Below are 23,000 nucleotides of genomic sequence, written 5' to 3'. Positions count from 1 at the left end.
TCATGGCCGGCCCTGCCCTCATCCCTGCTGGTGACTTCCGCACCTCTTATGCGGCGGACACCACGATCTTTCCGACCACGACCAGCCGCAACTTTGCGATCGCCGGCGTGCTGGTGCTCTGCCTCGTGCCGCAAGTCCTTGGCGGATACTGGCTCAGCATCCTGATCCAGATCGGCATCTTTTCGATCGCGGCCCTCGGGCTGAATATCCTGGTCGGCTTCACCGGCCAGATCTCGATCGGGCACGCCGCTTTCTTCCTGCTCGGCGCTTTTACCTCGGCCTACATCTCGAACAACGCACCGATCCCGGTGTTCTTCGCGATCCCGCTCGCGGGCGTTGTCACCGCGCTGGTCGGCCTTGTCTTCGGCATCCCGGCGGCGCGACTGAAGGGGCTCTACCTCGTCATCGCGACGCTCGCGGCGCAATACATCCTGCTCGATTTCTTCTCCCGCGCGGAGTGGTTCACCGGCGGGTCGGTGCCGGCCAGCGCCAATCCGTTCTCGATCTTCGGCTACGCGCTCCGCGGTGACAGGCAATATTTCTATGTCGTGCTCGCCTATGTGATCGCGAGCTACATCCTCGTCACCAATTTGATGCGCACGCGCGACGGCCGCGCACTGGTGGCGATCCGCGACCATTACCTCTCCGCGGAGATCATGGGCATCAACCTCACCAAATACCGCACGCTGTCGTTCGGCCTCGCCGCCTTCTTCGCCGGCATCGCCGGCGCGCTCTATGCGCACTACCAGCTCGTGGTGTCGCAGGAGGGTTTCGGCATCGAGCGCTCGATCCTGTTCCTCGCCATGATCATCATCGGCGGCACCGGTTCGATCATGGGCACGCTGATGGGCACCGCCTTCGTCGTGCTGCTGCCGGAGTCGATGGAACTCCTCAGCGTCTACCTGAAGGGCGGCGCGATCGACAAGGCGCTCTCTCTCAACAACAATATCACCTTCCTGCGCGAGATCGCGATCGGGGCGATCATCATCGTGTTCCTGATGTTCGAGCCGGACGGGCTCGCGCATCGCTGGCGGCAGATCAAGACGTACTGGAAACTCTACCCGTTCTCGCATTGAGCGCGGCTACTCTCTAACCAACAAATAAACAGGAGGAGGCAACCAATGAAGACAAAATCCCTTTTGAGCACCGCATCGCTGGCGCTGACGCTCGCCGTAGGCTCGGCAGGCGCGCAGGCGCAGATCGCGATCGGGCATCTCGCCGATTATTCCGGCGGCACCTCCGACGTCGGCACGCCCTACGGCCAGGCCGTCGCCGACACCTTCGCGTGGGTCAACAAGAACGGCGGCGTCGGCGGCAAGCAGCTCAGCGTCGACACCAACGACTACGGCTACCAGGTGCCGAAGGCGATCGCGCTGTACAAGAAGTGGTCGGCGCCGGACAGCAAGGTCGCAGCGATCATGGGCTGGGGCACCGCCGACACCGAGGCGCTGACCGGCTTCCTCGCGCAGGACAAGATCCCCGATCTCTCGGGCTCCTACGCCGCCGCCCTCACCGATCCCGAAGGCGTCAGCGGCAAGGCCAAGCCCGCGCCCTATAATTTCTTCTATGGCCCGAGCTATTCGGACTCGCTGCGCGCGATGCTGATGTGGGCCGCCGAGGACTGGAAGGCCAAAGGCAAGTCCGGCAAGCCGAAATTCGTCCATATGGGCGCCAACCACCCCTATCCGAACGCGCCGAAGGCCGCCGGCGAAGCCATGGCGCAGGAGCTCGGCTTCGAGGTTTTGCCGCCGCTGGTGTTTGCGCTGGCGCCGGGTGACTACAGCGCGCAGTGCCTGAGCCTGAAATCCTCGGGCGCCAACTACGCCTATCTCGGCAACACCGCGGCTTCCAACATCTCCGTCATGAAGGCTTGCAAGACTGCCGGCGTCGAGATCCAGTTCATGGGCAATGTCTGGGGCATGGACGAGAACGCCGCCAAGACGGCCGGAGATGCCGCCGACGGCGTGATCTTCCCGCTGCGCACCGCGGTGAGTTGGGGTGGCGATGCGCCCGGCATGAAGACGGTGATGGAGATCTCCAAGATGTCCGACCCCACCGGCAAGGTCTATCGCCCGGTGCACTACATCGCGGCCGTCTGCTCGGCGCTCTACATGAAGGAAGCGCTCGACTGGGCCGCCAAGAACGGCGGCGCCACCGGCGACAACGTCGTGAAGGGTTTCTACCAGAAGAAGGATTGGGTGCCGGCCGGTATGGAAGGCGTCTGCAATCCCTCGACCTGGACCGACAAGGACCACCGCGGCACGCTGAAGGTCGATCTCTACCGCACCAGGATCGCGGGCGCGACCGACGGCGACCTCAACGACCTCATGACCAAGGGCACGATCAAGCTCGAGAAGGTCAAGACCGTCGAGCTGCCGCGCAAGGCGGAATTGCTGGGCTGGTGAGCCTGGCCTTCACCACACACACAACTGTCATCCCCCGCCTTGTGCGCATCGCGCACTGGAGCGGGGGATCCAGTACGCCGCGGCTTATCGAGGAACGTTCAGCGCCCCTGGAATACTGGGTCGCCCGGTCAAGCCGGGCGACAGCAGCGGAGAATGAAGAAGCATGACCCAAACCGCCGAAGCGATTCACCCCACTCCTACCGTCGTGCCGGCTCCTCCCCTCCTCGCCGTGCGCAACATCGAGGTCGTCTATGACGACGTGATCCTGGTGCTGCGCGGTCTCAGCCTCGACGTGCCCAAGGGCGCGATCGTGGCGCTGTTAGGGGCCAACGGCGCTGGCAAGTCGACGACGCTGAAGGCGATCTCGGGGCTGCTCAAGACCGAGGACGGCGAAGTCACGCGCGGCGAGATCCTGTTCGAGGGCTCCGCAATCGCCGGCATCGATCCCGACAAGATCGTGCGCCGCGGCATCTTCCAGGTGATGGAGGGCCGGCGCATCGTCGCCGACATGACCTCGCTGGAAAACCTCAAGCTTGGCGCCTTCACCCGCAGGGACCGCGGGGTCGATGCCGATCTCGACATGGTCTTCAACTATTTCCCGCGCCTCAAGGAGCGCACCGGGCTTGCCGGCTATCTCTCCGGCGGCGAGCAGCAGATGCTGGCGATCGGCCGCGCGCTGATGGCGCGTCCGAAGATGATCCTGATGGACGAGCCGTCGATGGGCCTGTCGCCGCTGCTGGTGAAAGAGGTGTTCTCGATCATCCAGAAGATCAACCGCGACCTCGGCGTTACCATCCTGCTGGTCGAGCAGAACGCGCGCGCCGCGTTGTCGGTCGCGAGCCACGGCTACATCATGGAGCAGGGCAAGGTTGTGCTCGACGGCACCGCGGACGAATTGCGCGACAACGAGGACGTCAAGGAATTCTATCTCGGCGGCGCCGGCGACCAGCGCAAGAGCTTCAAGAACCTCAAGAGTTTCAAGCGGCGCAAAAGGTGGCTCTGAGTTCTAGCCCAGCACCTGCTCCGCTTCCGCGACTGCGCAGAGAACATGATAGAATGACGACGCAGGAATGGTGTCGATCAGCGATTTGCCGTCGCGATCGAACTGGTCGTACCAGCCGCCCTTCACGGGATGGCTGAGGTAATGCCGTTCGAGCCGCACCAGCGCCATGCGCGCCTCGTCCGCCGCGCCCGCCTCGCCGGATTCGGCCTGCGCGATCCAAGCCTTTGCAATCTCGGTCTGAGGCCACAGCCGGCGCGTGCTGCGGCGGATGTTGCCGGCATCGTCGCCCTCGTCGATCAGGCAGCCGGTGGCCCCGTCGCGATAGCGCAGCGCGGTCGTCAGCAGTTCGGCGCGCCGCTGCCCGGTCGGGCATCCCGTGATACGTTCGAATCCCTTCAGCAGCCAGACCCATTCCGCCTGGTGACCTGGCTCAACGCTGACCGGTGCGATCTTCGACCAGTCCTCCTCGAAATATTCGCCGAGCGCGCGCGTCTGCTTGTCGTAGAGATTGGCGAGGAACAGCGCGAAGAACTCGCCGGCGCGGTTCTGGAACGACAAATCGTGGGTCGCGTCGAAGCAGGCGATCATTGCCTCGAACAGATGCATATGCGGGTTCTGCCGGCGCGGCAGCGAAACCGGCAGGCCTTCGTGGACGCCGCCATGCGGCGAACGCAAACGACCGTCGAGGAAGGCGAGCAGGGCGTCGATCTCGGCGCGAATTTGCGCGTCCTGGTCGAGCGCATAGACGGCCGCCAGCGCAAACAGGATGAAAGCGTGGTCGTAGGCATCGCGCCGGCCGTCCAGCACCGTGCCCTCCGGCGTCAGCCGGTGCACGTAGCCGGGCCGGCCGTCGGGCGCCTTCGCCTTGGCCAGCAGATGCTCCAGCCCCTTCAGTGCGATGGCGCGCCCCGCAGGATACCAGCCCATCTGCGCGGCCTTGGCATAGCAATAGATCTGGCGGGCCTGCACGAACACGCGCCGCGGCGCGGCCACATCCGCCATGCCGTCACGGCGCAGCCGATCGATGAAACCACCCGCGCCATGGTCCCAGCCGACCGTCGACCACAACGGCAGCGCCTCGTCGATCATGCGGCGCTTCAGGCGCGGGACGACATCCGCTGCCTCGTCCGTCGCAATGAGTCCTTCGTCCGCCATCGCGTCCTCTTCAAACCTCGCCAATGGCCGTCTGATAGCCATGCCGGCGGCGGCACGCAACGGACGCCAACCCGGAAAGATCAGCCATGACCGCCCATTACGACGCCCTCGAGACGCGCGAGCAAGCCGCGCGCGAGGCCGATCTGTTCTCTCGCCTGCCCGGCGTGCTGCGCAGTGCGATGACCGCGCCCACCTATGCCGACCGGCTGAAAGGCGTCGATCCGGCCGCCGTGACCTCCAGGGCAGCCCTCGCCGGCCTGCCGGTGCTGCGCAAGTCGGAACTGCCGGCCCTGCACAAGGCCTCCATGCCCTTCGGCGGCTTCGTCGCCGCTGCGCCCGGCTCGTTCGCCCGCCTCTTTACGTCCCCAGGGCCGATTTTCGAGCCGGAGGGGCGACAGGCCGACCCTTGGCGCGGCGCGCGGGCGCTGTTCGCGGCCGGGTTCCGGCCCGATGACATCGTGCTCAACACCTTCAGCTACCATCTCACCCCCGGCGGCTTCATCTTCGATGCGTCGGCGCGCGCGCTCGGCTGCGCCGTTATCCCCGCAGGTCCTGGGAACACCGAGCAGCAATTCGAGCTGATCGAGGCCTATCGTCCCGTCGGCTACAGCGGCACGCCGGACTTCCTGAAGATATTGCTCGATGCTGCCGCAAGCTCGGGCCGCGACGTCTCCTCAATCAAGCGCGCGCTGGTCTCGGGCGCGGCATTCCCGCCCTCGCTCCAGGCGGAGATCAAGTCCCGCGGCATCGATGCCCACCAGGCCTTCGGCACCGCCGATCTCGGCATCATCGCCTTCGAGACCGGGGCGCACGAGGGCATGGTCGTCAACGAGGATCTGATCATGGAGATCGTCAAGCCCGGCACCGGCGAGCCCGTGGCACCGGGCGATGTCGGCGAGATCGTCGTGACCTCGCTCGACCCGCACCATCCCTGGATCCGGCTCGCGCTCGGCGACCTCACCGCGGCGCTGCCGGGCACCAGCCCCTGCGGCCGCACCAACATGCGCATCAAGGGCTGGATGGGGCGCGCGGACCAGACCACCAAGGTCAAGGGCATGTTCGTCCGCCCCGAGCAGGTTGCCGAGATCGGCAAGCGTCATTCCGCGCTTGGAAGACTGCGCCTCGTCGTCACGCGCCGGGGCGAGGCCGATACAATGACGCTGAAAGCGGAGACGGCTGCCGCGAACGATGCATTGCGCGAGGAGATTGCCGGCACCTTGCGCGCGGTGACGAAACTCGGAGGCGACGTTGAATTGGTGCAGCCCGGCGCGCTGCCGAACGACGGCAAGGTGATCGCGGACGAGCGGTAAGTTCAGCCGCCCTCGACAGCCTGCGATTGCAGAGATGTGCACGGTCGGACCCCAGCAGTAATAGGTCTACAACGCCTCCAGCAGCGCGTTCACGGCGGGCTGCTCGTTGATGTTGATGCCGGTGTTGATCAGGGCCGAGGCGCGATGCCCCGGGCGCAGGAACCTTGCATCGTCCCTGTCGCTCCCGTATTACCAACCTTGCCGCGATATGGCCCGAAATGGCCCTTTCTGGACCCTAAAACGTGCTTGAACGATCCCTCGTCACCATCGCCGAGACCGAGACCATTGAGGAAGCCTTCCGGCGCCTGAATGCGAACATGCTCGGTATCCTGTTCGCGCAGGACGCGACCGGACGAATCGTCGGCGCGGTGACCGACGGCGACATCCGCAGGCGCATGCTGACCGGCACCACGATTCAGGACCGGGTTGACGCCTGCATCAATCGCAACTTCGTCTGGGCGAGAGCCGGCGGGCCGCGCGAGCAGATTCTCAAGCTGCTCGATCAGCGCGTGCACGTGGTGCCGATCCTCGATGGCGAGGGACGGCTGGTCGACGTGTTCAGCCGCGAGCTGTTCAACCTGTCGGAAGAGAGCGAAGTGTTCGCGCGCGCGCGCTCGCCGGTGCGGATCAGCTTCTCGGGCGGCGGCACCGACCTGACGCATTATTTCGTGGCAAATGACGGCGGCGCCGTCATCAACGCCACGATCAAGATGTACGCTCACGCGACGCTGCGGCGCCGGAGCGATCCCAGCATCCGGATCTACTCGCATGATTTCCGCTCCACGATCGAGGCGGACGATCTCGCGGAACTTGGCACGGGCGGAGATCTCGCACTGATCAAGTCGGTGGTACGCCTGATCAAGCCGACCTACGGATTCGAGCTCGAAGTGTCCGCCGACTTCCCGGTCGGCTCCGGACTGGGCGGCTCGGCAGTGGTCTCGTCCGCCATCATCGGCTGCTTCAACGAATTCCGCGGCGACCAGTGGGACCGTCACGAGGTTGCCGAGATGGCGTTCCAGGCCGAGCGGCTGATGCTCAACATTCCCGGCGGCTGGCAGGATCAGTACGCCACCGTATTCGGCGGCTTCAATCACATGGAGTTCTTCTCCGACCAGAACACGATCGTGCCGCTTCGTCTCGATCCCAACATCATCGCCGAGCTCGAGGAGAGCCTGGTGCTCTGCTACGCCGGCTCGGGCCGCGATTCCGGCACCATCCACCGCGACCAGAAGGCCCAGCACGAGACCAGCGACGCCGTCGCCGCCGCCGCCAAGCAGAAGGAAGTGACGCGCGACATCCGGCGGCATCTGCTGCGCGGCCAGTTACTGGAATGCGGCCGGCTGATCGACGACGCCTGGCACGCCAAGCGGAAGCTAAGCTCGAAGATCTCGTCCGACGCAATCGACGCGATCTACGATTTCGCCAAACAGCACGGCGCGGTCGGTGGCAAGCTGCTGGGCGCCGGCGGCGGCGGCTACTTCATGTTCTTCGTGCGTCCGTTCGAGCGCTACCAGCTCATTGCCGCATTGGAACAACAGGGGCACAGCTGTTCGCGCATCATGTTCGAAGAGAACGGGCTGCGGACGTGGAAGTCGCGCTTTCCCGCGCGTTTCGCCTGACGATATGAGACGAGAATGTTGATGACATCGCCCAAACAGCCTGCCCCGGTCCGCATCGGCAACCGTCTACTGGGCGATGGCGAACCCTGCTACGTCATCGCCGAGATCGGCAACAACCACAATGGCGACTTCGATCGCGCCATTGCGCTGGTCGATGCCGCGGTCGCGGCCGGTGCCGATTGCGCCAAGTTCCAGATGCGCAAGCTCGACGAGGTCTATCGTGCTTCGAGCCTGTCCGGGAAGGACGACGACCTCGCCGTCGAATACACGCTCGATCTGCTGCGCCGCTTCGAGCTCCCGACCGCGCAGCAGAAGAAGATCGCCGAATACTGCGCAACGAAGGGTATCGAGTATCTCTGCACGCCCTGGGACGCAAAGAGCGTCGCCGTGCTCGAAGGGTTCGGCGTGCAGGCCTACAAGGTCGCCTCCGCCGACCTCACCAACCTGCCGCTGCTTGCGTGCCTTGCCGCCACCGCCAAGACGCTGATCGTCTCGACCGGCATGAGCACGACGGACGAGATCAAGACCGCGGCGAAATTCCTCGACGACCGCGAAGCGAGCTACGTGCTGCTGCACTGCCAGAGCACCTATCCGGCCGCGCTCCACAACATCCATCTGCGTTTCATGGAAACGCTGCGCGAGATCCATCCGGTCGTCGGTTATTCGGGCCACGAGCGCGGTGTTGCCGTTTCGACGGCCGCGGTGGCGCTCGGCGCCGTCGTCATCGAACGCCACATCACGCTCGACCGCGAGATGGAAGGTCCGGACCATGCCGCGAGCCTGGAGCCGGAGGAATTCAGGACGCTGGTCTCGGGCATCCGCGAGGTGGAGGCGGCGCGCGGCGAGAAACTGGCCGAGCGCGCGCTGAGCCAAGGTGAGCTGATCAACCGCGAAAACCTCGCCAAGAGCCTGGTGGCCGCGCGCGACCTTCCGGCCGGCACCGTGATCTCCGACAGCGACGTCGCCGTAAAAAGCCCGGGACAAGGCCTGTCGCCGCTGAAGATGCCGGCGCTGCTCGGGCGCAAGCTGACGCGGGCGATGGCGACCGACGACTATTTCTTCCAGAGCGACCTCGACGATGGTACCGCGAAAGCGCGGCGCTACCGCTTCGATCGGCCCTGGGGCGTGCCGGTGCGCTATCACGACACCGAACGCTTCCTGGAGATCTGCGAGCCTGACATCCTTGAGTTCCATCTCAGCTACAGCGACATGGAGCGCGATCCCGCGGCGTATCTCTCCGGCACCTATGATCTCGGCTTCGTCGTGCATGCGCCGGAGCTGTTTGCCGGTTCCAAGCTGATGGACCTCGCAACCCCCGACGAGGCGCTGCGGCGATACTCGCTGGAGCAGACCCAGGCCGTGATCGACATCACCCGCGGCCTGAAGAAATTCTTCCCCAACACCAAGCGTCCGCCCATCGTCGCCAATATCGGCGGTTTCACCATGGACGAGCCATTGCCGCCGGAGGAGAAGGTCGAGCGCTACCGTATCTTCGCCCAGAGCCTGAAGGAGCTCGACATGGACGGCGTCGAGCTGACGCCGCAGACCATGGCACCGTTCCCCTGGCATTTCGGCGGCCAGCGCCACCAGAATATTTTCATCTTCCCGGAAGAGTCGGCCGCGTTTTGCGCCAAGCACGATCTGCGGATGTGCGTCGACATTTCCCACACCAAGCTCGCCGCCAACCATTTCGGCTTCGACTTCGCACATGGCCTGGCGCAGCTCGGGCCGCACACCGCGCATCTGCATTTCGGCGACGCCAAGGGGCTCGACGGCGAAGGGCTCCAGGTTGGCGAAGGCGAGATCGATTTCGACGAGATCGGGCGGGTGCTGCGCCAGCACGCGCCGACCGCGTCCTTCATCCCCGAAATCTGGCAGGGCCACAAGAACATGGGCGAAGGCTTCTGGATCGCGCTCGAGCGTCTCGAGGGGCATATCTGATGGCACCCAAGACGCTGGCCGTGATCGCCGCGCGCGGCGGCTCCAAGGGCATTCCGCACAAGAACCTGCTCGATCTCTGCGGCAAGCCGCTGATCGCATGGACGGTGGAGCAGGCACGCGCGGCGCGCGGCGTCGACGTGGTGGCGGTCTCTTCCGACAGCGACGACATCCTCGCGGCGGCCGAAGCCGCCGGCGCCATCGGCGTGCGGCGCCCCGAAGACATTTCGGGTGACCTCGCCTCGTCCGAATCCGCCTGGCTGCACGCGCTGAATGCGACCGACGGGCGGATGGGACGGTTCGAGCGGGTCGTCGCGCTCCAGGCCACCTCGCCGATCCGCGAGTCCAGCGACATCGAGAACGCGCTTGCGACCTTCGACCGCGAGCATCTCGACAGCCTGCTCTCGGTTTGCGAGGTCGAGGATTATTTCAACTGGCGTATCGGCGCGAGCGGACCAGAGCCGATCAACTACGATTATCGCAACCGCCGCATGCGCCAGCAGATCGAGACCCGCTACCTGGAGAACGGCTCGTTCTACGTCCTGATCCCTTCACTCCTGCGCGAGCAGAACAATCGTCTCGGCGGTAAGATCGGCTTTCACGTGATGGATCGTCACAAGATGTTCCAGATCGATCGCCCCGAAGACGTCAAGCTCTGCGCCGCCATCATGCGTAGTTACGGCTATGCCTGACCTCAGCGCCTTCTCTCTCGCCGGAAAGATCGCGGTCGTGACCGGCGCCTCGCGCGGCATTGGCGCTGCGATTGCAGCCGGCCTGCAAGATGCCGGTGCCACGGTGTTCGGCCTCAGCCGTTCCGGGACCGCGCCCGAGGGCGTGATCGCGATTGCCTGCGATCTCTCCGACGACGAGGCCATCGAGAGCGCATTCCGCACCGTGGCCGCACAAGGCGAACGCATCGACGCGCTGGTCAACGCCGCCGGCATCAGCCTGCCGGCTCAAAGCGCCGGGAGCGAGCTCGCGCGCTTCCGGGCCACGGTCGCCACCGATCTCACCGGCGTCTACGCCACCATCCTTGCCGCCCATCCGCTACTGAAGAACGCAGGCTCGGCTGCGATCATCAACGTCACCAGCATCAATTCGCTCCGCGGCTTTCCCGGCAATCCCGGTTATGTGGCGGCGAAGGCCGGTCTTGCCGGGCTGACGCGTGCACTCGCCGCCGACTATGCGCCCGACGGCATCCGCGTCAACGCGCTCGCGCCCGGCTATGTCGCGACCGAGATGACCGCAAAGAGTTTTGCCGATCCTGTCATGCATGAGGAGAGGCGCCGCCACACCATGCTCGGCCGTTGGGGACAGCCCGCCGACATGGTGGGCGCCGCCGTCTTCCTGGCGTCGGAAGCCTCCGCCTATATGACCGGCCAAGAGCTGTTCGTCGACGGCGGCTGGACCGCCAAGGGCCTCGCCATCAGTTCGGATAGCAAATCGTGACCACAACGCTGCAACGCATCGGCTTCATGCAAGGCAGGCTGTCGGCTCTCGTCGACGGCAGGATCCAGGCATTCCCATGGAATGAATGGCGCGAGGAATTCCCGCGTGCGAAGGCGCTCGGCCTGACGCGGATGGAATGGACCATCGATCAGGAACGGCTGCGCGAGAACCCGCTTACGACCGAGCCGGGCCAGAGGGGCATTCTGGCGCTGTCGCGCGAGAACGGCGTGCGGATCCCGAGCCTGACCGGCGACTGCTTCATGCAGGCGCCGTTCTGGAAGGTTGATGCCGTCGAGCGCGACGCGCTCGTCGCCGATCTCGATCTCCTGATCGCCGCCTGTAGCCGCATCGGCATCGAATTCGTCGTGATCCCGCTGGTCGACAACGGCAAGATCGAGCGCGAGAGCGAGAGCGATACGTTGAAGCGCGTGCTGCTGGCCCGCCACGAATCGCTTGCAACGCGAAACATAAAGATCGTCTTCGAATCCGATCTGCCGCCGCGCGAGCTCGCCCGGTTCATGGAAGCATTTCCGGCGGACGTCTTCGGCGTCAACTACGACAGCGGTAACAGTGCTTCGCTCGGTTATGAAAGCGACGAGGAGATCGGTGCCTACGCACCGCGAATCCTCAATGTGCACGTGAAGGACCGCATCCGCGGCGGAACCACCGTGCCGCTCGGCACCGGCAACGCGGACCTTGCCAAGACGATCCGGCTGATCGAGCGATCCGGCTACAAGGGCCAATACATCCTGCAAACCGCCCGCGCCGCCGACGGCGACCACGCCGGCGCGCTGGCGAAATACCGCGACATGACGGTTCGCTGGGTCGAGGACGCCGTGCGATGAAGCTCGAGCTGAACGATCGCGTCGCTCTCGTCACCGGCGCCAGCCGCGGGATCGGGCTTGCGATCGCGACGACGCTCGCGGCCGAAGGCGCCAAGGTCGCGCTCGCGGCGCGCGGCGCCGATGCGCTGAACACCGCGCGGGCGGCCGTCGGCGGTCGCAGCTCGATTCACGTGGCCGACGTCACCGATCCCGTCGCTGCGGCGAGTCTTGTTCAGGACGTCGAAAAGCAGTGGGGCCGGCTCGACATCCTCGTCTGCAACGTCGGCAGCGGCGCGTCCGTCCCACCGGGGAAGGAAACCGCGGCAGAGTGGTCGCGGGTAATGGACCTCAATCTCTTCGCCACCACCAACATGATCGAAGCCGCCCGGCCGCTGATGGCGCGCGGCAGCGGCGAGCGGGCCATCGTCTGCATCTCCTCGATCGCAGGCATGGCCGCACTCGGCGCGCCCGTCACCTACTACGCCGCCAAAGCGGCGCTGAATGCGACCGTGCGCGGTCTGGCGCGCCCGCTGGCGCTGGAGGGCATCCGCATCAATGCGGTCGCCCCCGGGAACATCTTGAGCCCGGACGGCACCTGGGCGCGCAAGATCGCCGACAACAAGCAGGCGGTCGACGACATGCTCCAGCGCGAGGTGGCCCTCCGCCGGCTCGGCACCCCCGAGGAGATCGCCGATGTGGTCGCCTTCCTTGCTTCGCCCCGCGCCGCCTTCATCACCGGCAGCGTGATGGTGGCCGACGGCGGCCAGCTCAGAAGCTGAACAGGAGCCTTCGATGGCAAACCCCTCCTCCCGCTACGACCTGACCGGACGGACCGCGCTCGTGACCGGCGCCGGCGGCCTGTTGGGCAAGCAGCACGTTGCAGCGCTCGCCGAAGCCGGAGCGCGCGTGGTCGTCACCGATGTCGGTCTAACGCAGGCCGAAGCCGCCATCGCGGCGCTGAAGCAGGTCGCGGCTTCAGCCGATCTGATCGCGCTTGCAATCGACGTCACCTCGCTCGACTCAGTACGCGCCGCGAACGAGCAGCTTGCAGGCCGCGGCATTACCGTCGACATCCTCGTCAACAACGCCGCCATTGATCCGAAGGTGACGTCGAGCCCGGGCGTCATGCACTCCTCGCGCTTCGAGGCATTCCCGGTGCCGCAATGGCAGACCGAGATCGCCGTCGGCCTGACCGGCGCGATGCTGTGCGCGCAGGTGTTCGGCGGCGAGATGGCCAAACGCAGGCGCGGCGTGATCCTCAACATCGCCTCCGACCTCGGCGTGATCGCGCCGGACCAGCGGCTCTACCGCCAGCCGCAGGTGACGCGCGAAGAAGAACAACCGGTGAAACCCGTGACCTACTCGGTGATCAAGCACGGCTTGATCGGGCTGACGAAATATCTGGCGACCTACTGGGCCGATCACGGCGTGCGCGTCAACGCGATCTCGCCCGGCGGCGTCTTCAACAACCAGGACCCCGCCTTCGTCGAACGACTGACGCGCCTGATCCCGATGGGCCGCATGGCAGATGTCGAGGAATACCGGGCGGCGGTGCAGTTTCTCTGCTCGGACGCCTCCAGCTACATGACGGGACAGAATCTGGTCATGGATGGCGGCCGGAGCGTGTGGTAGCGCGCGCAACTCAGGTCGCAGATACCCGTCGCGACACCGCCTCGATCCGCGTCCACAACGCAACAATGGCGCGCTGACGCGACGCATGATCGGCGTCATCCTCGTCGAGCGATCGGCACAAACGCGCGAGCACATCCACTCTGGAATCGCGGGTGCCCCTGGCATCGCGGGCGTTCACCGAGACTTGGTTCACAGATGCGAACGGATCGAGCTGGTCCACGATGACAGGACCGCCGCGTCCGTCTGCCGTGAGCCTGAAGCAGGTTTGCGTCGCGCGGCTGTCGACGCGCAGCGCGAACGGCGGCAGGGCTTTTGCGGTGAACACGGCCTCCCAGGACGCCGTCTCGGCATCCGAGGGGCCCGCGACCGCCGACGACGAGACGTCGTCGTAGCCGAGCTCCGCTAGCAGCGCGATCAGGTGAATGCCGTAGAAGCGGAGCGCGCCCCCGCCGCTGGCATCGAACCGCTTCCAGTTGTCGAGATCGGCGCGATAGTGATGCGCCATGAAGCTCCAGTCCAGCGACAGCCCGTCGACGCCCTCGGCGAGGATGGCGCGCAGCGGCTCCGCCCATGGCAGGAAACGGAAGGTGTAGCCGACGCGATAGCGCTTGCCGGTGCGCTCAAACGCCTCGACGAGCTGCGCCGCGAGCTGCGGTGTGGGCGCGACTGGCTTCTCCAGGATGAGGTCGCGAATGCCAGGCGTCTCCACCAGCCGCGCCATCCAGTCGGCCTGATCGGCAGGACGAAGCGCCACCACCGCGCCGGTTGCCCGCGCCAGCGCCTCGTCCCTGTCGGCGCACCAGGTCACCTCGGGCAGATATTTGGCCAGCTCGCTCCGGCCGCCAACCACCGCACGGTAGCGCTCTGGCAGCGCCACCTTGATCCCGCACTCGATCAGCGCGGGCAGATATCCGTACATCCCGAAACCCGATCCGAGGATCGTGAAGACGGGTGCCTCAGGCATGGAAGTCGCCGGCGCCGAGCACGTCGATCACCGGGCCCTTGTAGCCGTTGTCCTGGAGATACTGACGGATCTCGCGCGAGATGTGCCAGGCGAGATTGAGCAGCGGCTTGCTCTGGTCGCCATGCGCCAACAAGTCGTCGTCCGACACGATCGGAATGCGGGTGCCCGGCACGTAATGTCCGATCTTGATCGAGCCCGGCTTTTCGTGAACCGCGACGATCTCTTTCTCCGTCAGGCCGAGCAGCTTGACCAGGATGGCGGCACGGCCGGGAAACGCCTTGGCACGAATGGGTCCGTGGGCCGCGATGATCTTCTTCAGCTCTTCGCCCTTGCGGGCCTTCCAGAGCTCGACGTCGCGCGCAAGTTGGGCAAACTCGGTCTGGAAATTGTTCTCGCGGGCAACGACATCGGCCGCGACGGCGTCGTTCTTCGCCGCGCGCCCGAGGATGACGCGGATGTTGCCGCCATAGCGCGCGGGAAATTCGACGTTGACGATGTCGAGGCCGAGCGACTTCGCGATAAAGCTGAACGACTTGTAAGAATAGGTGCGCGGATGTTCGTGATAGAAAGTATCGAACTGATGCCGGTCCAGCACCGCACCGAGATAATGATTCTCGATCACGATCACCGTGTCGGGCCCGAGCAGCACCTTCAGCGCCGCGAGCACGCCGTTCAGATCCTCGATATGCGCGAACACGTTGGTGAAGGTGATGATGTCGGGCGCGCCGACGCCGCGGCAAATCTCGGCCGCAGTCTCGGTGCTCAGATAGTTCTGCACCACGAAATGGCCTTTTGCGGCAGCGTCCTGCGCCGCGCCGGTCGGCTCGATGCCGGCGGTTCTGGCGCCGGCCTCGCGAAAGAAGTCGAGCAGGCTGCCGTCATTGCAGCCGATGTCGAGCGCGATCTTCCCGGTCAAGGGCCCCATCCGCTCCGCGCAGGTTGCCACGAGGCTCTTCATCCCGGACAACACGTCGGCGGTGAAGCGCGAGCGGTAGTGATAGTCTCCGGGAAACAGATCCTCCTTCGGGACCTGGAAACGCTGATGGCCGGTGGCGCAGGTCGGACAGAAGTCGATCAGAATCGGATATTCGCGGCATTGTCGCGAATCGCCGACCGTCACCAGATCGTCGCACAGCGGATGCAGGCCGAGATCGAGCACCGGCACGAGCTTGTCGCTGCCGCAAACCTCGCAGCTCTTGATCTCGGTGAGCGGTCGCGTCGACGTGGTGGCCATCAGATTGGATCCAGTTTGCGGCCCGAACAGGCCGAGAGAAAAAAAGCCTATCGTTAGAGCATGACCTTTTCGGAAAACCGCTACACACTTTTCCGGATCATGCTCTGATCCCGCTTGGTTTTCATGAAAGCGTCGATCTGGTCAACCATCACCGGCCTGATCGCGGCGCCCTGCTCGAACGCCTTGTACCATTCCACCACTGCGGACGCGGCACGATCGAGGCCCCAGCGCGGCGCCCACCCCAGATGTGCCCGCGCCTTGGAGCTGTCCAGCGACAGCAGTTGCGCCTCATGCGGATGCTGTCCCGGCTGCGGCATCTGCTGCGGTGGAACACCCCAGAGCACGGCTAGGCGGTCGACCAGCCAGCGCACGGTGCGCACGCTGTCGGCATCGGGACCAAAATTCCATTCGCTGGAGAACGCAGCCGGGTCCTGCCACAGGTGCTCGGCGAGCAGTAGATAGCCCGAGAGCGGCTCGAGCACGTGCTGCCATGGCCGCACGGCCTCGGGATTCCTGACCGGCACCGGCTGCCGGCTGCGGATCGCAGCGATCACGTCAGGGATCAGACGGTCCTGCGCCCAGTCGCCGCCGCCGATCACGTTGCCGGCCCGGGCGCTGGCAAATCCGATACCGTTGGTTCCACTGAAGAATGACGACCGGTAAGCCTGTGTCACCAGTTCGGCGCAGGCCTTACTGTTGGAATACGGATCCTTGCCGCCGAGCGGATCGGTTTCACGGTACCCCCACACCCATTCCTTGTTGTCGTAGCATTTGTCGCTGGTGATGTTGACCAGCACGCGCACGCCCGAATTCCGGACCGCCTCGAACACATGCACAGTGCCCATCACGTTGGTGGCGTAGGTGCCGACCGGGTCCTCATAGGACGCGCGCACGATCGCCTGCGCCGCCATGTGGAAGACGATCTCCGGCTGGAACCGGTCGAACGCCGCCTTGACGGCAGCGGGGTCGCGGATGTCGGCGAAGACCGACACGATGTCCCGCTCGGTCTGTGCCAGATCGAACAGGTTCGGTGTCGTCGCGGGCGGCAACGCGAGGCCCGCGACCTCGGCGCCGAGATGGCGCAGCCACGCGACCAGCCAGCCGCCCTTGAAACCGGTATGCCCGGTGACGAGAACGCGCTTGCCCGCCCAGAAGCCGGCGTTCATGGCCAGCTCTTCCAGGGCGCCTGCCCGCTGTCCCAGAGCTGTTCGAGGTGCACTTTGTCCCGCAGCGTGTCCATCGCTTCCCAGAAGCCACCATGACGGTAGGCCGCAAGCTGCCCGTCCTGCGACAGGCGCTTGAGCGGCTCCTGCTCCCAGATGGTGGCGTCGTCGCCGAGATAGTCGAAGATCGCGGGCTCCAGCACGAAGAAGCCGCCGTTGATCCAGCGGCCATCGCCCCGCGGTTTCTCCTCGAAATGCCGGACCACGTCGTCGCCGATGTCGAGCGCACCAAACCGCGCCGGTGGCTGGATCGCGGTAACCGTCGCATACCGGCCGTGGGCGCGATGAAAATCGCGCAACGCGCCGATATCGACGTCTGCGAGGCCGTCGCCATAGGTCATGCAGAACGTGTCGTTGCCCACGTAGTCCCTGACGCGCCTGAGCCGTCCGCCCGTCATGGTGTTGAGGCCGGTATCGACCAGCGTCACCTTCCAGTGCTCGGCGAACTTGTTGTGCACTTCCATCGAATTGTTGGCGAGGTCGAATGTCACGTCCGCCATGTGCAGGAAATAGTTCGCGAAATACTCCTTGATGACGTAGGATTTGTAGCCGCAACAGACGACGAACTCGTCGATGCCGTGCGACGAGAATATCTTCATGATGTGCCACAGGATCGGCTTGCCGCCGATCTCGATCATGGGTTTCGGCTTGACGTGGCTCTCTTCGGTGATGCGTGTCCCGAATCCGCCCGCCAGAATCACGGCCTTCATGCTCATACCCGTCCAGCAGAAAACGTCACATCAGAACGAATAGGCCAATCTTGTCAACAATATCTGGCCCGTGCCCCCATCCTGGGAGCGGTTGAAGTTGTCGGCTTACCTGCTAAAGAAACGATTGAAAGATGGCAACCCCACCACCGGCGCGCCAACCCGCCTCGAGCGGCTGCCATCCGCCTGATTCCGAGCCGCGGGTGACCGATCTCTTTCGATGGACGCCTGGAGGAGTGATGCCGAAGAAGATCAGCCTTGTGACCCCCTGCTACAACGAGGAGGCGGGGATCCGTGAGTGCTACGCAGCGATCAAGGACATCTTCGATCGGGAGCTTCCGGGCTACGAGCGCGAGCACATCTTCTGCGACAACGCCTCGACCGACCGGACCGTGGAGATCCTGAAGGAAATCGCGGCCCAGGACCCCTCGGTCAAGGTCATCGTGAACTCCCGGAATTTCGGCGTGCTCAGGAACACCTACAACGGCGTGCTGGCCTCGACCGGCGACGCCACGGTGCTGTTCATGCCGGCCGATTTGCAGGACCCGCCGGCGCTGATTCCGACCTTCGTCAAGCATTGGGAGGACGGCTACGAGATCGTGTTTGGCATCCGGGCACGGCGCGAGGAGCCGTTCCTGAGCCGCACTGCGCGGCACCTGTACTACAAGATGATCAGCCGCATGTCCTATGTCGACTATCCTGCCGACGTCGGCGACTACCAGCTGGTCGACCGCAAGGTGCTCGACGCCATGAAGCAGTTCGAGGACGTCCAGCCCTTCATGCGGATGATGCCGTTCGAATGCGGCTTCCGCTCGATCGGCGTGCCCTACACCTGGCTCGCGCGAAAGCACGGCATATCCCGCAACCGGCTATCGAGCCTGATCGACCAGGGGCTGCTTGGCGCCATCAGCTTTTCCACCGTACCCCTGCGCTCGGCATTCTTCTTCGGGCTGATCATCTCGTCGCTGAGCTTCGCCTACGCGTTCATCGTGTTCCTGCTCAAGATCGCGGGCTTCGACATCGGCCCGCGGGGCATTCCCACGATCGTCATCGGCCTGTTCTTCTTCGGCGGCGTGCAGCTCTTCTTCCTCGGCGTGCTCGGCGAGTACATCGTCGCGATCTTCAACCAGGTCCGGCGGCGGCCGATCGTCGTCGAACGCGAACGAGTCAATTTTTGATCCTGTCTCCGGGCTCGGTCGATCAGCGATCGGCCGAGCCGCACGGAGTAGCCGTGACCTGAAGAGGCGTCCTACGCGGACATCTCCCCGCGCTGGGAGTCGCCCGTTTCTAGCAGCTTTCCCAGCGCTTCGCTCGCCACGAAGGCAAGCGCACCCATCGCAGGCACGATCAGGCGCGTCTCGGAAAAGTCGGCAATCACAAAGACGATCCCGACATGAACGAGCGCGGCCGGAACGACGACGGCAATCGTCCGGGTCACCGCAAACGTCCGCACGATCGCGATTGCGAGGACGGGACTGGCAATGGCCACCGCAAGCTTCATCGTGAGAAGATTGCCGACGAGTTTGGAGTAGTAATCGCCGTGTGTGATGAGGAATGATCTGAAATCCGCCTGCGGATGCGCCCAGATCAGCAATTTGGGAATTAGCACGGACATGCCCACCAGGGCGGCGAACACTCCCCACTCCTTCACGCTGGGCCAACGCCGCTCGAACGCCGCCAGGCTCAACAGAGTGAAGGCGGATGCGAACACGACGTCGGTGCGCGCGAAACAGATGATCAGCCCCGAGATGATCGCCGCCGGATAGCGCCGGGACACGATCAGAAACAACTGCCAGAACACCCCGCCTGCGATGAACACCGCGCCCATGCGCCCCGGAAAGATCGCGATCTGCGTGTAGAAGGCAAATAGTAAGAGGCAGATCCACGCCGAGGTCCGCGACAGCAGCAGGGTCCCGAGCGAGAACACTGCGAGGAACGACAACGAACCAAACATGTAGTTGATCGCGATATGGGTCCGGACCGTCGATCCCCGCAAATGATCGTCACCTAGGACCTGAACGTAGACCTCCACGATCTTCGAGATCAGGGGCCGGATGACGCCCTCGACCAGATCCATGTGAGCGACCTCGCGCTCGTGATCGAGGCTGAACTGCATCTGTTCGCGCAGCAGATTGGCCTCGTGCCCGGTGATCGACATCGCGAGACAGCAGCAGACGAGCAAGCCCAGCACGACCGGATTGAAGAAGCTCTGCCGGATCAGGAAGATAAGCGCCAGCGGCGCGAGGGCAACGAGGACGTAAATCGCGATGCCGAGATAGCGCCAGGCGCCGGGGAGCCACCTGTCGGAAATCTCGAGACGCCACCACACCACCACCAGGATGTTGGTGATGATCCAGAACCCCAGAATGAGCCTGAGCGACGGCGTCGTCATGTCGGGATCGAACGTGACGAAACGATTGAACAGGCGGCCAAGCGGCGACGTCTGGAGCTCACGTTGTGACAACTGATATATCCGATTAATGCTGGAGGATGCCGGAGAGGTTCATGTGCGCAGGGCGCGAGTGCTCGATGCCCAACAGCGTCCGCCGGTTGTCGTTCGTGCGCTGCAAATGCAGGCTCGCCAACGTCATCCCGGTGCAGGTGGTGACCGTCGTTCCCCGTCCGCCGAACGGCTTGAGGAAGTCGAACACGGCGTTGCCGAACACGTCCACGACTGACACCTCGCGCGCACCCAGCGGCGGAATCTCGCCGAAGTCGCCGGTGAGCTGCTCGCCGTCCCCGCGGATCAGCTTCAATACGGGCCGCGCCGTATAGGCATATTCGGGATCCGAGGAATGATTGATCAGCATCAGGCTGCTGACGATGTCCTTGGTCGCAATGATCTTCGGGTTGATCCCGGTGAATCCGACATGCGCCTTGAGCCTGCCCTCGTTCAGCGGCCGGGCGAACGCGCCAGTACGGTAGATTGCGACGTTGTCCTGATCGACATAGGTCATCGAATAGCTTCCGGGCGAAGATCGATAGCCGTCCATGCGCCCGCGCGACATCACGATGATGACCAGATAGTCGTCCTGCGGCAGTTTCAGCCTCTCGAAAAGATCCGACAATTCGATCTCGACGGATGCCCCCGGCGCAAAGCTGTCGGGAAATTCATACGTCGTGCGATAGTCTCCGTCGCGGGACAGAATATGGAGCTTGAACCGCAGCTTCTTGCTCACGCCGGACGCAATCAGGCTGCCGAGTTCGGGCAGGAGATCCTTGAGCACTTCGCGGAAATTCTTGCGCAGGCTTCCTGCAACGAGACTGCGAAGGTATTTGCGGTCTACCGGACGGTACCAGACCGGAATCGAGAAGCCCATGCGCGACTCGACACCCGCAAAGGTCGGGAACATGAATCTCGGCTCGTAGGGCTTCCAAGGACTGGACGAAAAACGTGGCACGGCCGCGGCCCCTAAAAATGATGCAAACTGAACTTGCCGTTGGCAAACTCATAGTAGCTGAACGGGCTTGCGATGTTAGTTCCCTTGAATTCCAGCGCAAAGCTTTCGGCCTGGCCGATCAGGCGCTTGGCATCCGGGAACAACGTCGTCGTGGCAATGCTGACAGCGCCCATCGGCGGAATTTCGGGCAAAGCCAGCTCTCCCAAGGCGCGCCCATCCACTGCCAGAAGCCGCGCGGTGCCTACCGATGAGCCATTGGCGGCCATGCACGAATTCACGAGGACGACGCCGGATTCTTCGAGGAAGCGCGTCAGGTAGGTCTGCACCCACGCGGTGGTCGGAAAGGAGACCGCGGATACGGGCTCGCGCTCGTGCGACAAGGTGATCGCTCCGTGCTGCGAAAAATACTGCGCATAGTATCCGGTCGTTACTTTTCGGCCTGGACGCAGCTTCGTCTCCTGCTTCGGGATCAGCGACATCGCCACCGTCCCCGAAACGCGCGGGCACAGCTCCGACGTCTGCAACTGCAATTGCCCGTTGACACCGAGTTCCCTGTGGAAGTAGCCCGCCGGCCTGCCCGCCCCGTCGAAGAACCAGATATGGGCGTCCGCCTCCGGATTATCCTTCATGAAAACCGAGAAGTAGTTGAATGCGCAGACTTCCGTCGTGACGATCTCGTCGTTACGCAGGTAGAGCACAGCAGGCGGATAGCCCCTTGCCACTGCATCGTCGATCTGCAATTCACCGGACATGCGGCGAAACTTGGCGGGAGGGCATGGGATCCGAACCGGCCGGCGGCATTCTACCAGTCATACGCAATGTTCTTGCCCGCATGCTAAAACGTCGATGCAATTTGAGGCTCTGTTTACGCTCAGCGAACAGGGGAATCAACCGGGAACGGCGCTGCCACAGGCGGTTGCGAAACGCGGTTCGCCACGAGCACGGTTGTCAAGCCTGGAGCACCTGTCGCGTAGCGACCGGTCATGATGACACCCTGCTCTCGGCCCGATGCTCGCGCGATGGTGCCCGCCTGGGAATCCTTGCATTGCCCGTGCGGCTCCCTTATGACCGAAACTGGCTACGTCACTAGGTATCCGCCTGAACAGCCGGAACATCAGCCTATCCTGGACCTACACCGTGCTTCAAGGACCGCTCGTCAGCATTGCTCCAAACGCGACGTCCGTTTCGCCGAGGAATCGCTGACGTGCGCTGGCAAACCAAAGCGCGGGCGTTCTCGGTTCTGTCGAACATTCCCTTGGGCGAAGACATCCACTACGCACTGCAGCGCTATGTCACACGACGACTGCCGCGACCCGAGAAGCAGGTCAGATCAATCTATACCCTTGCGCAGCGGCTGCTGGGCGTTCACCAGAAGTACAGCTTCCGTCCGCTGCGGGATTCGACTTGCTTCGAGTTCGGTACCGGGCGCGATCTGATCGTTCCGCTGGCCTTCAGCGCGCATGGGGCCCGTCGCTTCGTCACCGTGGACATCGAGCGCCTTGCCAAGCTGGAGTTGGTCCGCTCCAACGCAGCCATCATTTCGCGAGCCAGCGGCACCGACCAGCCCGACATAAACTCCATGGAGGACCTCGAACGTTCGTGGAGGATCGAGTATCGCGCACCGGCCGATGCCCGAACGACGGGCCTGCCGGCCGGTTCGATCGACTGCGCGGTCTCCGTCGAAACGCTCGAGCACATTCCCAAGCACGACATCGCGGCAATCCTGAAGGAGCTGCGACGCATCATGCGTCCTGACGGACTGGTGCTCATGCAAATCGACTACGGCGACCACTTCAAGGGCTTCGATCCGTCCATCAGCTCGTTCAATTTCCTGACATATTCCGAGGAGGATTGGGCGCCTTTCCAGTCACGCTTCCAATACGTCAATCGCTTGCGACACAGCGAATATTTGCAGCTCTTTCAAGAGGCCGGGTTTGAGCTGCTCTGCGATCAACCTGACCGCCGGCCACCGGAGCAAGACATCCTGCAACGACTGGCACCATGCTTCAGGGGCTTCTCCGAAGAAGACCTGTTTACGCTAGGTTCCCTGATCGTCGGCCGCCCGGCCGACCTGTCGGGAGGCAACTGAAGATAGCCGATCCCGGGCGATTTGGCCGGTTCCCACCATAGAGATCT

Annotated in this window: 21 protein-coding genes; 13 read left to right on the top strand and 8 right to left on the bottom strand. The window is 64.1% G+C overall.

All coding sequences use genetic code 11. From position 1 onward, the window contains the following. Positions 1-2: 2 nt before the first annotated feature. The 3 genes from IVB31_RS25180 (at position 3) to IVB31_RS25170 (ending at position 3,408) form a co-directional block, all read left to right on the top strand. Entirely contained in the window at positions 3-1,076 is a 1,074-nt protein-coding gene (locus IVB31_RS25180) for a branched-chain amino acid ABC transporter permease (protein WP_247329095.1), read from the top strand. 45 nt (positions 1,077-1,121) lie between these two features. Then, positions 1,122-2,405, top strand: coding sequence for an ABC transporter substrate-binding protein (locus tag IVB31_RS25175; RefSeq protein WP_247329092.1), 1,284 nt, complete (start codon positions 1,122-1,124; stop codon positions 2,403-2,405). Between the two features lie 163 nt (positions 2,406-2,568). Continuing rightward, complete coding sequence (locus IVB31_RS25170) at positions 2,569-3,408, top strand: ABC transporter ATP-binding protein (protein WP_247329090.1); 840 nt, start codon at positions 2,569-2,571, stop codon at positions 3,406-3,408. Positions 3,409-3,411: 3 nt separating this feature from the next. Here the strand turns inward: IVB31_RS25170 and IVB31_RS25165 are convergent, their stop codons facing one another. Beyond that, the gene (locus IVB31_RS25165) at positions 3,412-4,563 is read right to left on the bottom strand and encodes an AGE family epimerase/isomerase (protein ID WP_247329088.1); all 1,152 of its coding nucleotides are present in this window, start codon (positions 4,561-4,563) and stop codon (positions 3,412-3,414) included. A gap of 86 nt (positions 4,564-4,649) precedes the next feature. On the opposite strand from IVB31_RS25165, the gene IVB31_RS25160 reads away from it, so the two are divergent. From IVB31_RS25160 to IVB31_RS25125, 8 genes are all read left to right on the top strand, one after another. Further along, positions 4,650-5,873, top strand: coding sequence for an AMP-binding protein (locus IVB31_RS25160; RefSeq protein ID WP_247329083.1), 1,224 nt, complete (start codon positions 4,650-4,652; stop codon positions 5,871-5,873). Positions 5,874-6,115: 242 nt separating this feature from the next. After that, on the top strand, positions 6,116-7,492 hold the full coding sequence (locus tag IVB31_RS25155) for a CBS domain-containing protein (protein ID WP_247329079.1): 1,377 nt from the start codon (positions 6,116-6,118) through the stop codon (positions 7,490-7,492). 21 nt (positions 7,493-7,513) lie between these two features. Next, the gene (locus IVB31_RS25150; protein WP_247329075.1) at positions 7,514-9,433 is read left to right on the top strand and encodes an N-acetylneuraminate synthase family protein; all 1,920 of its coding nucleotides are present in this window, start codon (positions 7,514-7,516) and stop codon (positions 9,431-9,433) included. Next, positions 9,433-10,122 carry an acylneuraminate cytidylyltransferase family protein gene (locus IVB31_RS25145; RefSeq protein ID WP_247329072.1) on the top strand — a complete coding sequence of 230 codons (690 nt, stop codon included), beginning with the start codon at positions 9,433-9,435 and terminating at the stop codon, positions 10,120-10,122. The genes IVB31_RS25150 and IVB31_RS25145 overlap by 1 nt, the downstream gene beginning before the upstream one ends. Further along, entirely contained in the window at positions 10,115-10,879 is a 765-nt protein-coding gene (locus IVB31_RS25140) for an SDR family oxidoreductase (protein ID WP_247329069.1), read from the top strand. The genes IVB31_RS25145 and IVB31_RS25140 overlap by 8 nt, the downstream gene beginning before the upstream one ends. Continuing rightward, positions 10,876-11,724 carry a TIM barrel protein gene (locus IVB31_RS25135; RefSeq protein ID WP_247329066.1) on the top strand — a complete coding sequence of 283 codons (849 nt, stop codon included), beginning with the start codon at positions 10,876-10,878 and terminating at the stop codon, positions 11,722-11,724. Before IVB31_RS25140 ends, IVB31_RS25135 begins: the two co-directional genes overlap by 4 nt. After that, positions 11,721-12,482: an SDR family NAD(P)-dependent oxidoreductase gene (locus tag IVB31_RS25130; RefSeq protein WP_247329063.1), complete on the top strand. Its 762-nt coding sequence runs from the start codon at positions 11,721-11,723 to the stop codon at positions 12,480-12,482. The genes IVB31_RS25135 and IVB31_RS25130 overlap by 4 nt, the downstream gene beginning before the upstream one ends. Before the next feature lie 13 nt (positions 12,483-12,495). Next, on the top strand, positions 12,496-13,335 hold the full coding sequence (locus tag IVB31_RS25125; protein WP_247329061.1) for an SDR family oxidoreductase: 840 nt from the start codon (positions 12,496-12,498) through the stop codon (positions 13,333-13,335). 10 nt (positions 13,336-13,345) lie between these two features. Here the strand turns inward: IVB31_RS25125 and IVB31_RS25120 are convergent, their stop codons facing one another. From IVB31_RS25120 to rfbF, 4 genes are all read right to left on the bottom strand, one after another. Further along, complete coding sequence (locus tag IVB31_RS25120) at positions 13,346-14,299, bottom strand: Gfo/Idh/MocA family oxidoreductase (protein ID WP_247329059.1); 954 nt, start codon at positions 14,297-14,299, stop codon at positions 13,346-13,348. Further along, entirely contained in the window at positions 14,292-15,533 is a 1,242-nt protein-coding gene (locus tag IVB31_RS25115; RefSeq protein ID WP_247329057.1) for a class I SAM-dependent methyltransferase, read from the bottom strand. Before IVB31_RS25115 ends, IVB31_RS25120 begins: the two co-directional genes overlap by 8 nt. A gap of 80 nt (positions 15,534-15,613) precedes the next feature. Next, positions 15,614-16,699 carry a CDP-glucose 4,6-dehydratase gene (gene rfbG, locus IVB31_RS25110; protein ID WP_247329055.1) on the bottom strand — a complete coding sequence of 362 codons (1,086 nt, stop codon included), beginning with the start codon at positions 16,697-16,699 and terminating at the stop codon, positions 15,614-15,616. Further along, a complete protein-coding gene (gene rfbF / locus IVB31_RS25105; protein ID WP_247329053.1) occupies positions 16,696-17,466 on the bottom strand; it encodes a glucose-1-phosphate cytidylyltransferase in 771 nt (256 codons plus the stop codon). Before rfbF ends, rfbG begins: the two co-directional genes overlap by 4 nt. Positions 17,467-17,702: 236 nt before the next feature. Between rfbF and IVB31_RS25100 the strand changes: the two genes are divergently transcribed. After that, a complete protein-coding gene (locus IVB31_RS25100; protein WP_247329050.1) occupies positions 17,703-18,641 on the top strand; it encodes a glycosyltransferase family 2 protein in 939 nt (312 codons plus the stop codon). A gap of 71 nt (positions 18,642-18,712) precedes the next feature. Here the strand turns inward: IVB31_RS25100 and IVB31_RS25095 are convergent, their stop codons facing one another. The 3 genes from IVB31_RS25095 to IVB31_RS25085 are packed head-to-tail and all read right to left on the bottom strand — an operon-like array spanning position 18,713 to position 21,616. After that, on the bottom strand, positions 18,713-19,927 hold the full coding sequence (locus tag IVB31_RS25095) for a hypothetical protein (protein ID WP_247329047.1): 1,215 nt from the start codon (positions 19,925-19,927) through the stop codon (positions 18,713-18,715). A gap of 13 nt (positions 19,928-19,940) precedes the next feature. Continuing rightward, a complete protein-coding gene (locus tag IVB31_RS25090; RefSeq protein WP_247329043.1) occupies positions 19,941-20,816 on the bottom strand; it encodes a hypothetical protein in 876 nt (291 codons plus the stop codon). A gap of 59 nt (positions 20,817-20,875) precedes the next feature. Next, positions 20,876-21,616: a hypothetical protein gene (locus IVB31_RS25085; RefSeq protein WP_247329041.1), complete on the bottom strand. Its 741-nt coding sequence runs from the start codon at positions 21,614-21,616 to the stop codon at positions 20,876-20,878. Between the two features lie 452 nt (positions 21,617-22,068). Between IVB31_RS25085 and IVB31_RS25080 the strand changes: the two genes are divergently transcribed. After that, positions 22,069-22,953, top strand: a complete 885-nt coding sequence (locus IVB31_RS25080) for a class I SAM-dependent methyltransferase (RefSeq protein ID WP_247329039.1) — start codon at positions 22,069-22,071, stop codon at positions 22,951-22,953. Positions 22,954-23,000: the final 47 nt, after the last annotated feature.

It is taken from the genome of Bradyrhizobium sp. 21, from assembly GCF_023073335.1.
GTDB lineage: Bacteria > Pseudomonadota > Alphaproteobacteria > Rhizobiales > Xanthobacteraceae > Bradyrhizobium.
The sequence above is the reverse complement of the archived record's forward strand: the minus strand, read 5'-3'. Positions and strand labels throughout refer to the sequence as shown.

Excerpts from the sequence above, each read along its gene's own strand:
- IVB31_RS25180 (WP_247329095.1), top strand. The coding sequence starts at position 3 with ATGGCCGGCCCTGCCCTCATCCCTGCTGGTGACTTCCGCACCTCTTAT.
- IVB31_RS25175 (WP_247329092.1), top strand. The coding sequence starts at position 1,122 with ATGAAGACAAAATCCCTTTTGAGCACCGCATCGCTGGCGCTGACGCTC.
- IVB31_RS25170 (WP_247329090.1), top strand. The coding sequence starts at position 2,569 with ATGACCCAAACCGCCGAAGCGATTCACCCCACTCCTACCGTCGTGCCG.
- IVB31_RS25165 (WP_247329088.1), bottom strand. The coding sequence starts at position 4,563 with ATGGCGGACGAAGGACTCATTGCGACGGACGAGGCAGCGGATGTCGTC.
- IVB31_RS25160 (WP_247329083.1), top strand. The coding sequence starts at position 4,650 with ATGACCGCCCATTACGACGCCCTCGAGACGCGCGAGCAAGCCGCGCGC.
- IVB31_RS25150 (WP_247329075.1), top strand. The coding sequence starts at position 7,514 with ATGACATCGCCCAAACAGCCTGCCCCGGTCCGCATCGGCAACCGTCTA.
- IVB31_RS25145 (WP_247329072.1), top strand. The coding sequence starts at position 9,433 with ATGGCACCCAAGACGCTGGCCGTGATCGCCGCGCGCGGCGGCTCCAAG.
- IVB31_RS25140 (WP_247329069.1), top strand. The coding sequence starts at position 10,115 with ATGCCTGACCTCAGCGCCTTCTCTCTCGCCGGAAAGATCGCGGTCGTG.
- IVB31_RS25130 (WP_247329063.1), top strand. The coding sequence starts at position 11,721 with ATGAAGCTCGAGCTGAACGATCGCGTCGCTCTCGTCACCGGCGCCAGC.
- IVB31_RS25125 (WP_247329061.1), top strand. The coding sequence starts at position 12,496 with ATGGCAAACCCCTCCTCCCGCTACGACCTGACCGGACGGACCGCGCTC.
- IVB31_RS25120 (WP_247329059.1), bottom strand. The coding sequence starts at position 14,299 with ATGCCTGAGGCACCCGTCTTCACGATCCTCGGATCGGGTTTCGGGATG.
- IVB31_RS25115 (WP_247329057.1), bottom strand. The coding sequence starts at position 15,533 with ATGGCCACCACGTCGACGCGACCGCTCACCGAGATCAAGAGCTGCGAG.
- rfbG (WP_247329055.1), bottom strand. The coding sequence starts at position 16,699 with ATGAACGCCGGCTTCTGGGCGGGCAAGCGCGTTCTCGTCACCGGGCAT.
- rfbF (WP_247329053.1), bottom strand. The coding sequence starts at position 17,466 with ATGAAGGCCGTGATTCTGGCGGGCGGATTCGGGACACGCATCACCGAA.
- IVB31_RS25100 (WP_247329050.1), top strand. The coding sequence starts at position 17,703 with ATGCCGAAGAAGATCAGCCTTGTGACCCCCTGCTACAACGAGGAGGCG.
- IVB31_RS25090 (WP_247329043.1), bottom strand. The coding sequence starts at position 20,816 with ATGTTCCCGACCTTTGCGGGTGTCGAGTCGCGCATGGGCTTCTCGATT.
- IVB31_RS25085 (WP_247329041.1), bottom strand. The coding sequence starts at position 21,616 with ATGTCCGGTGAATTGCAGATCGACGATGCAGTGGCAAGGGGCTATCCG.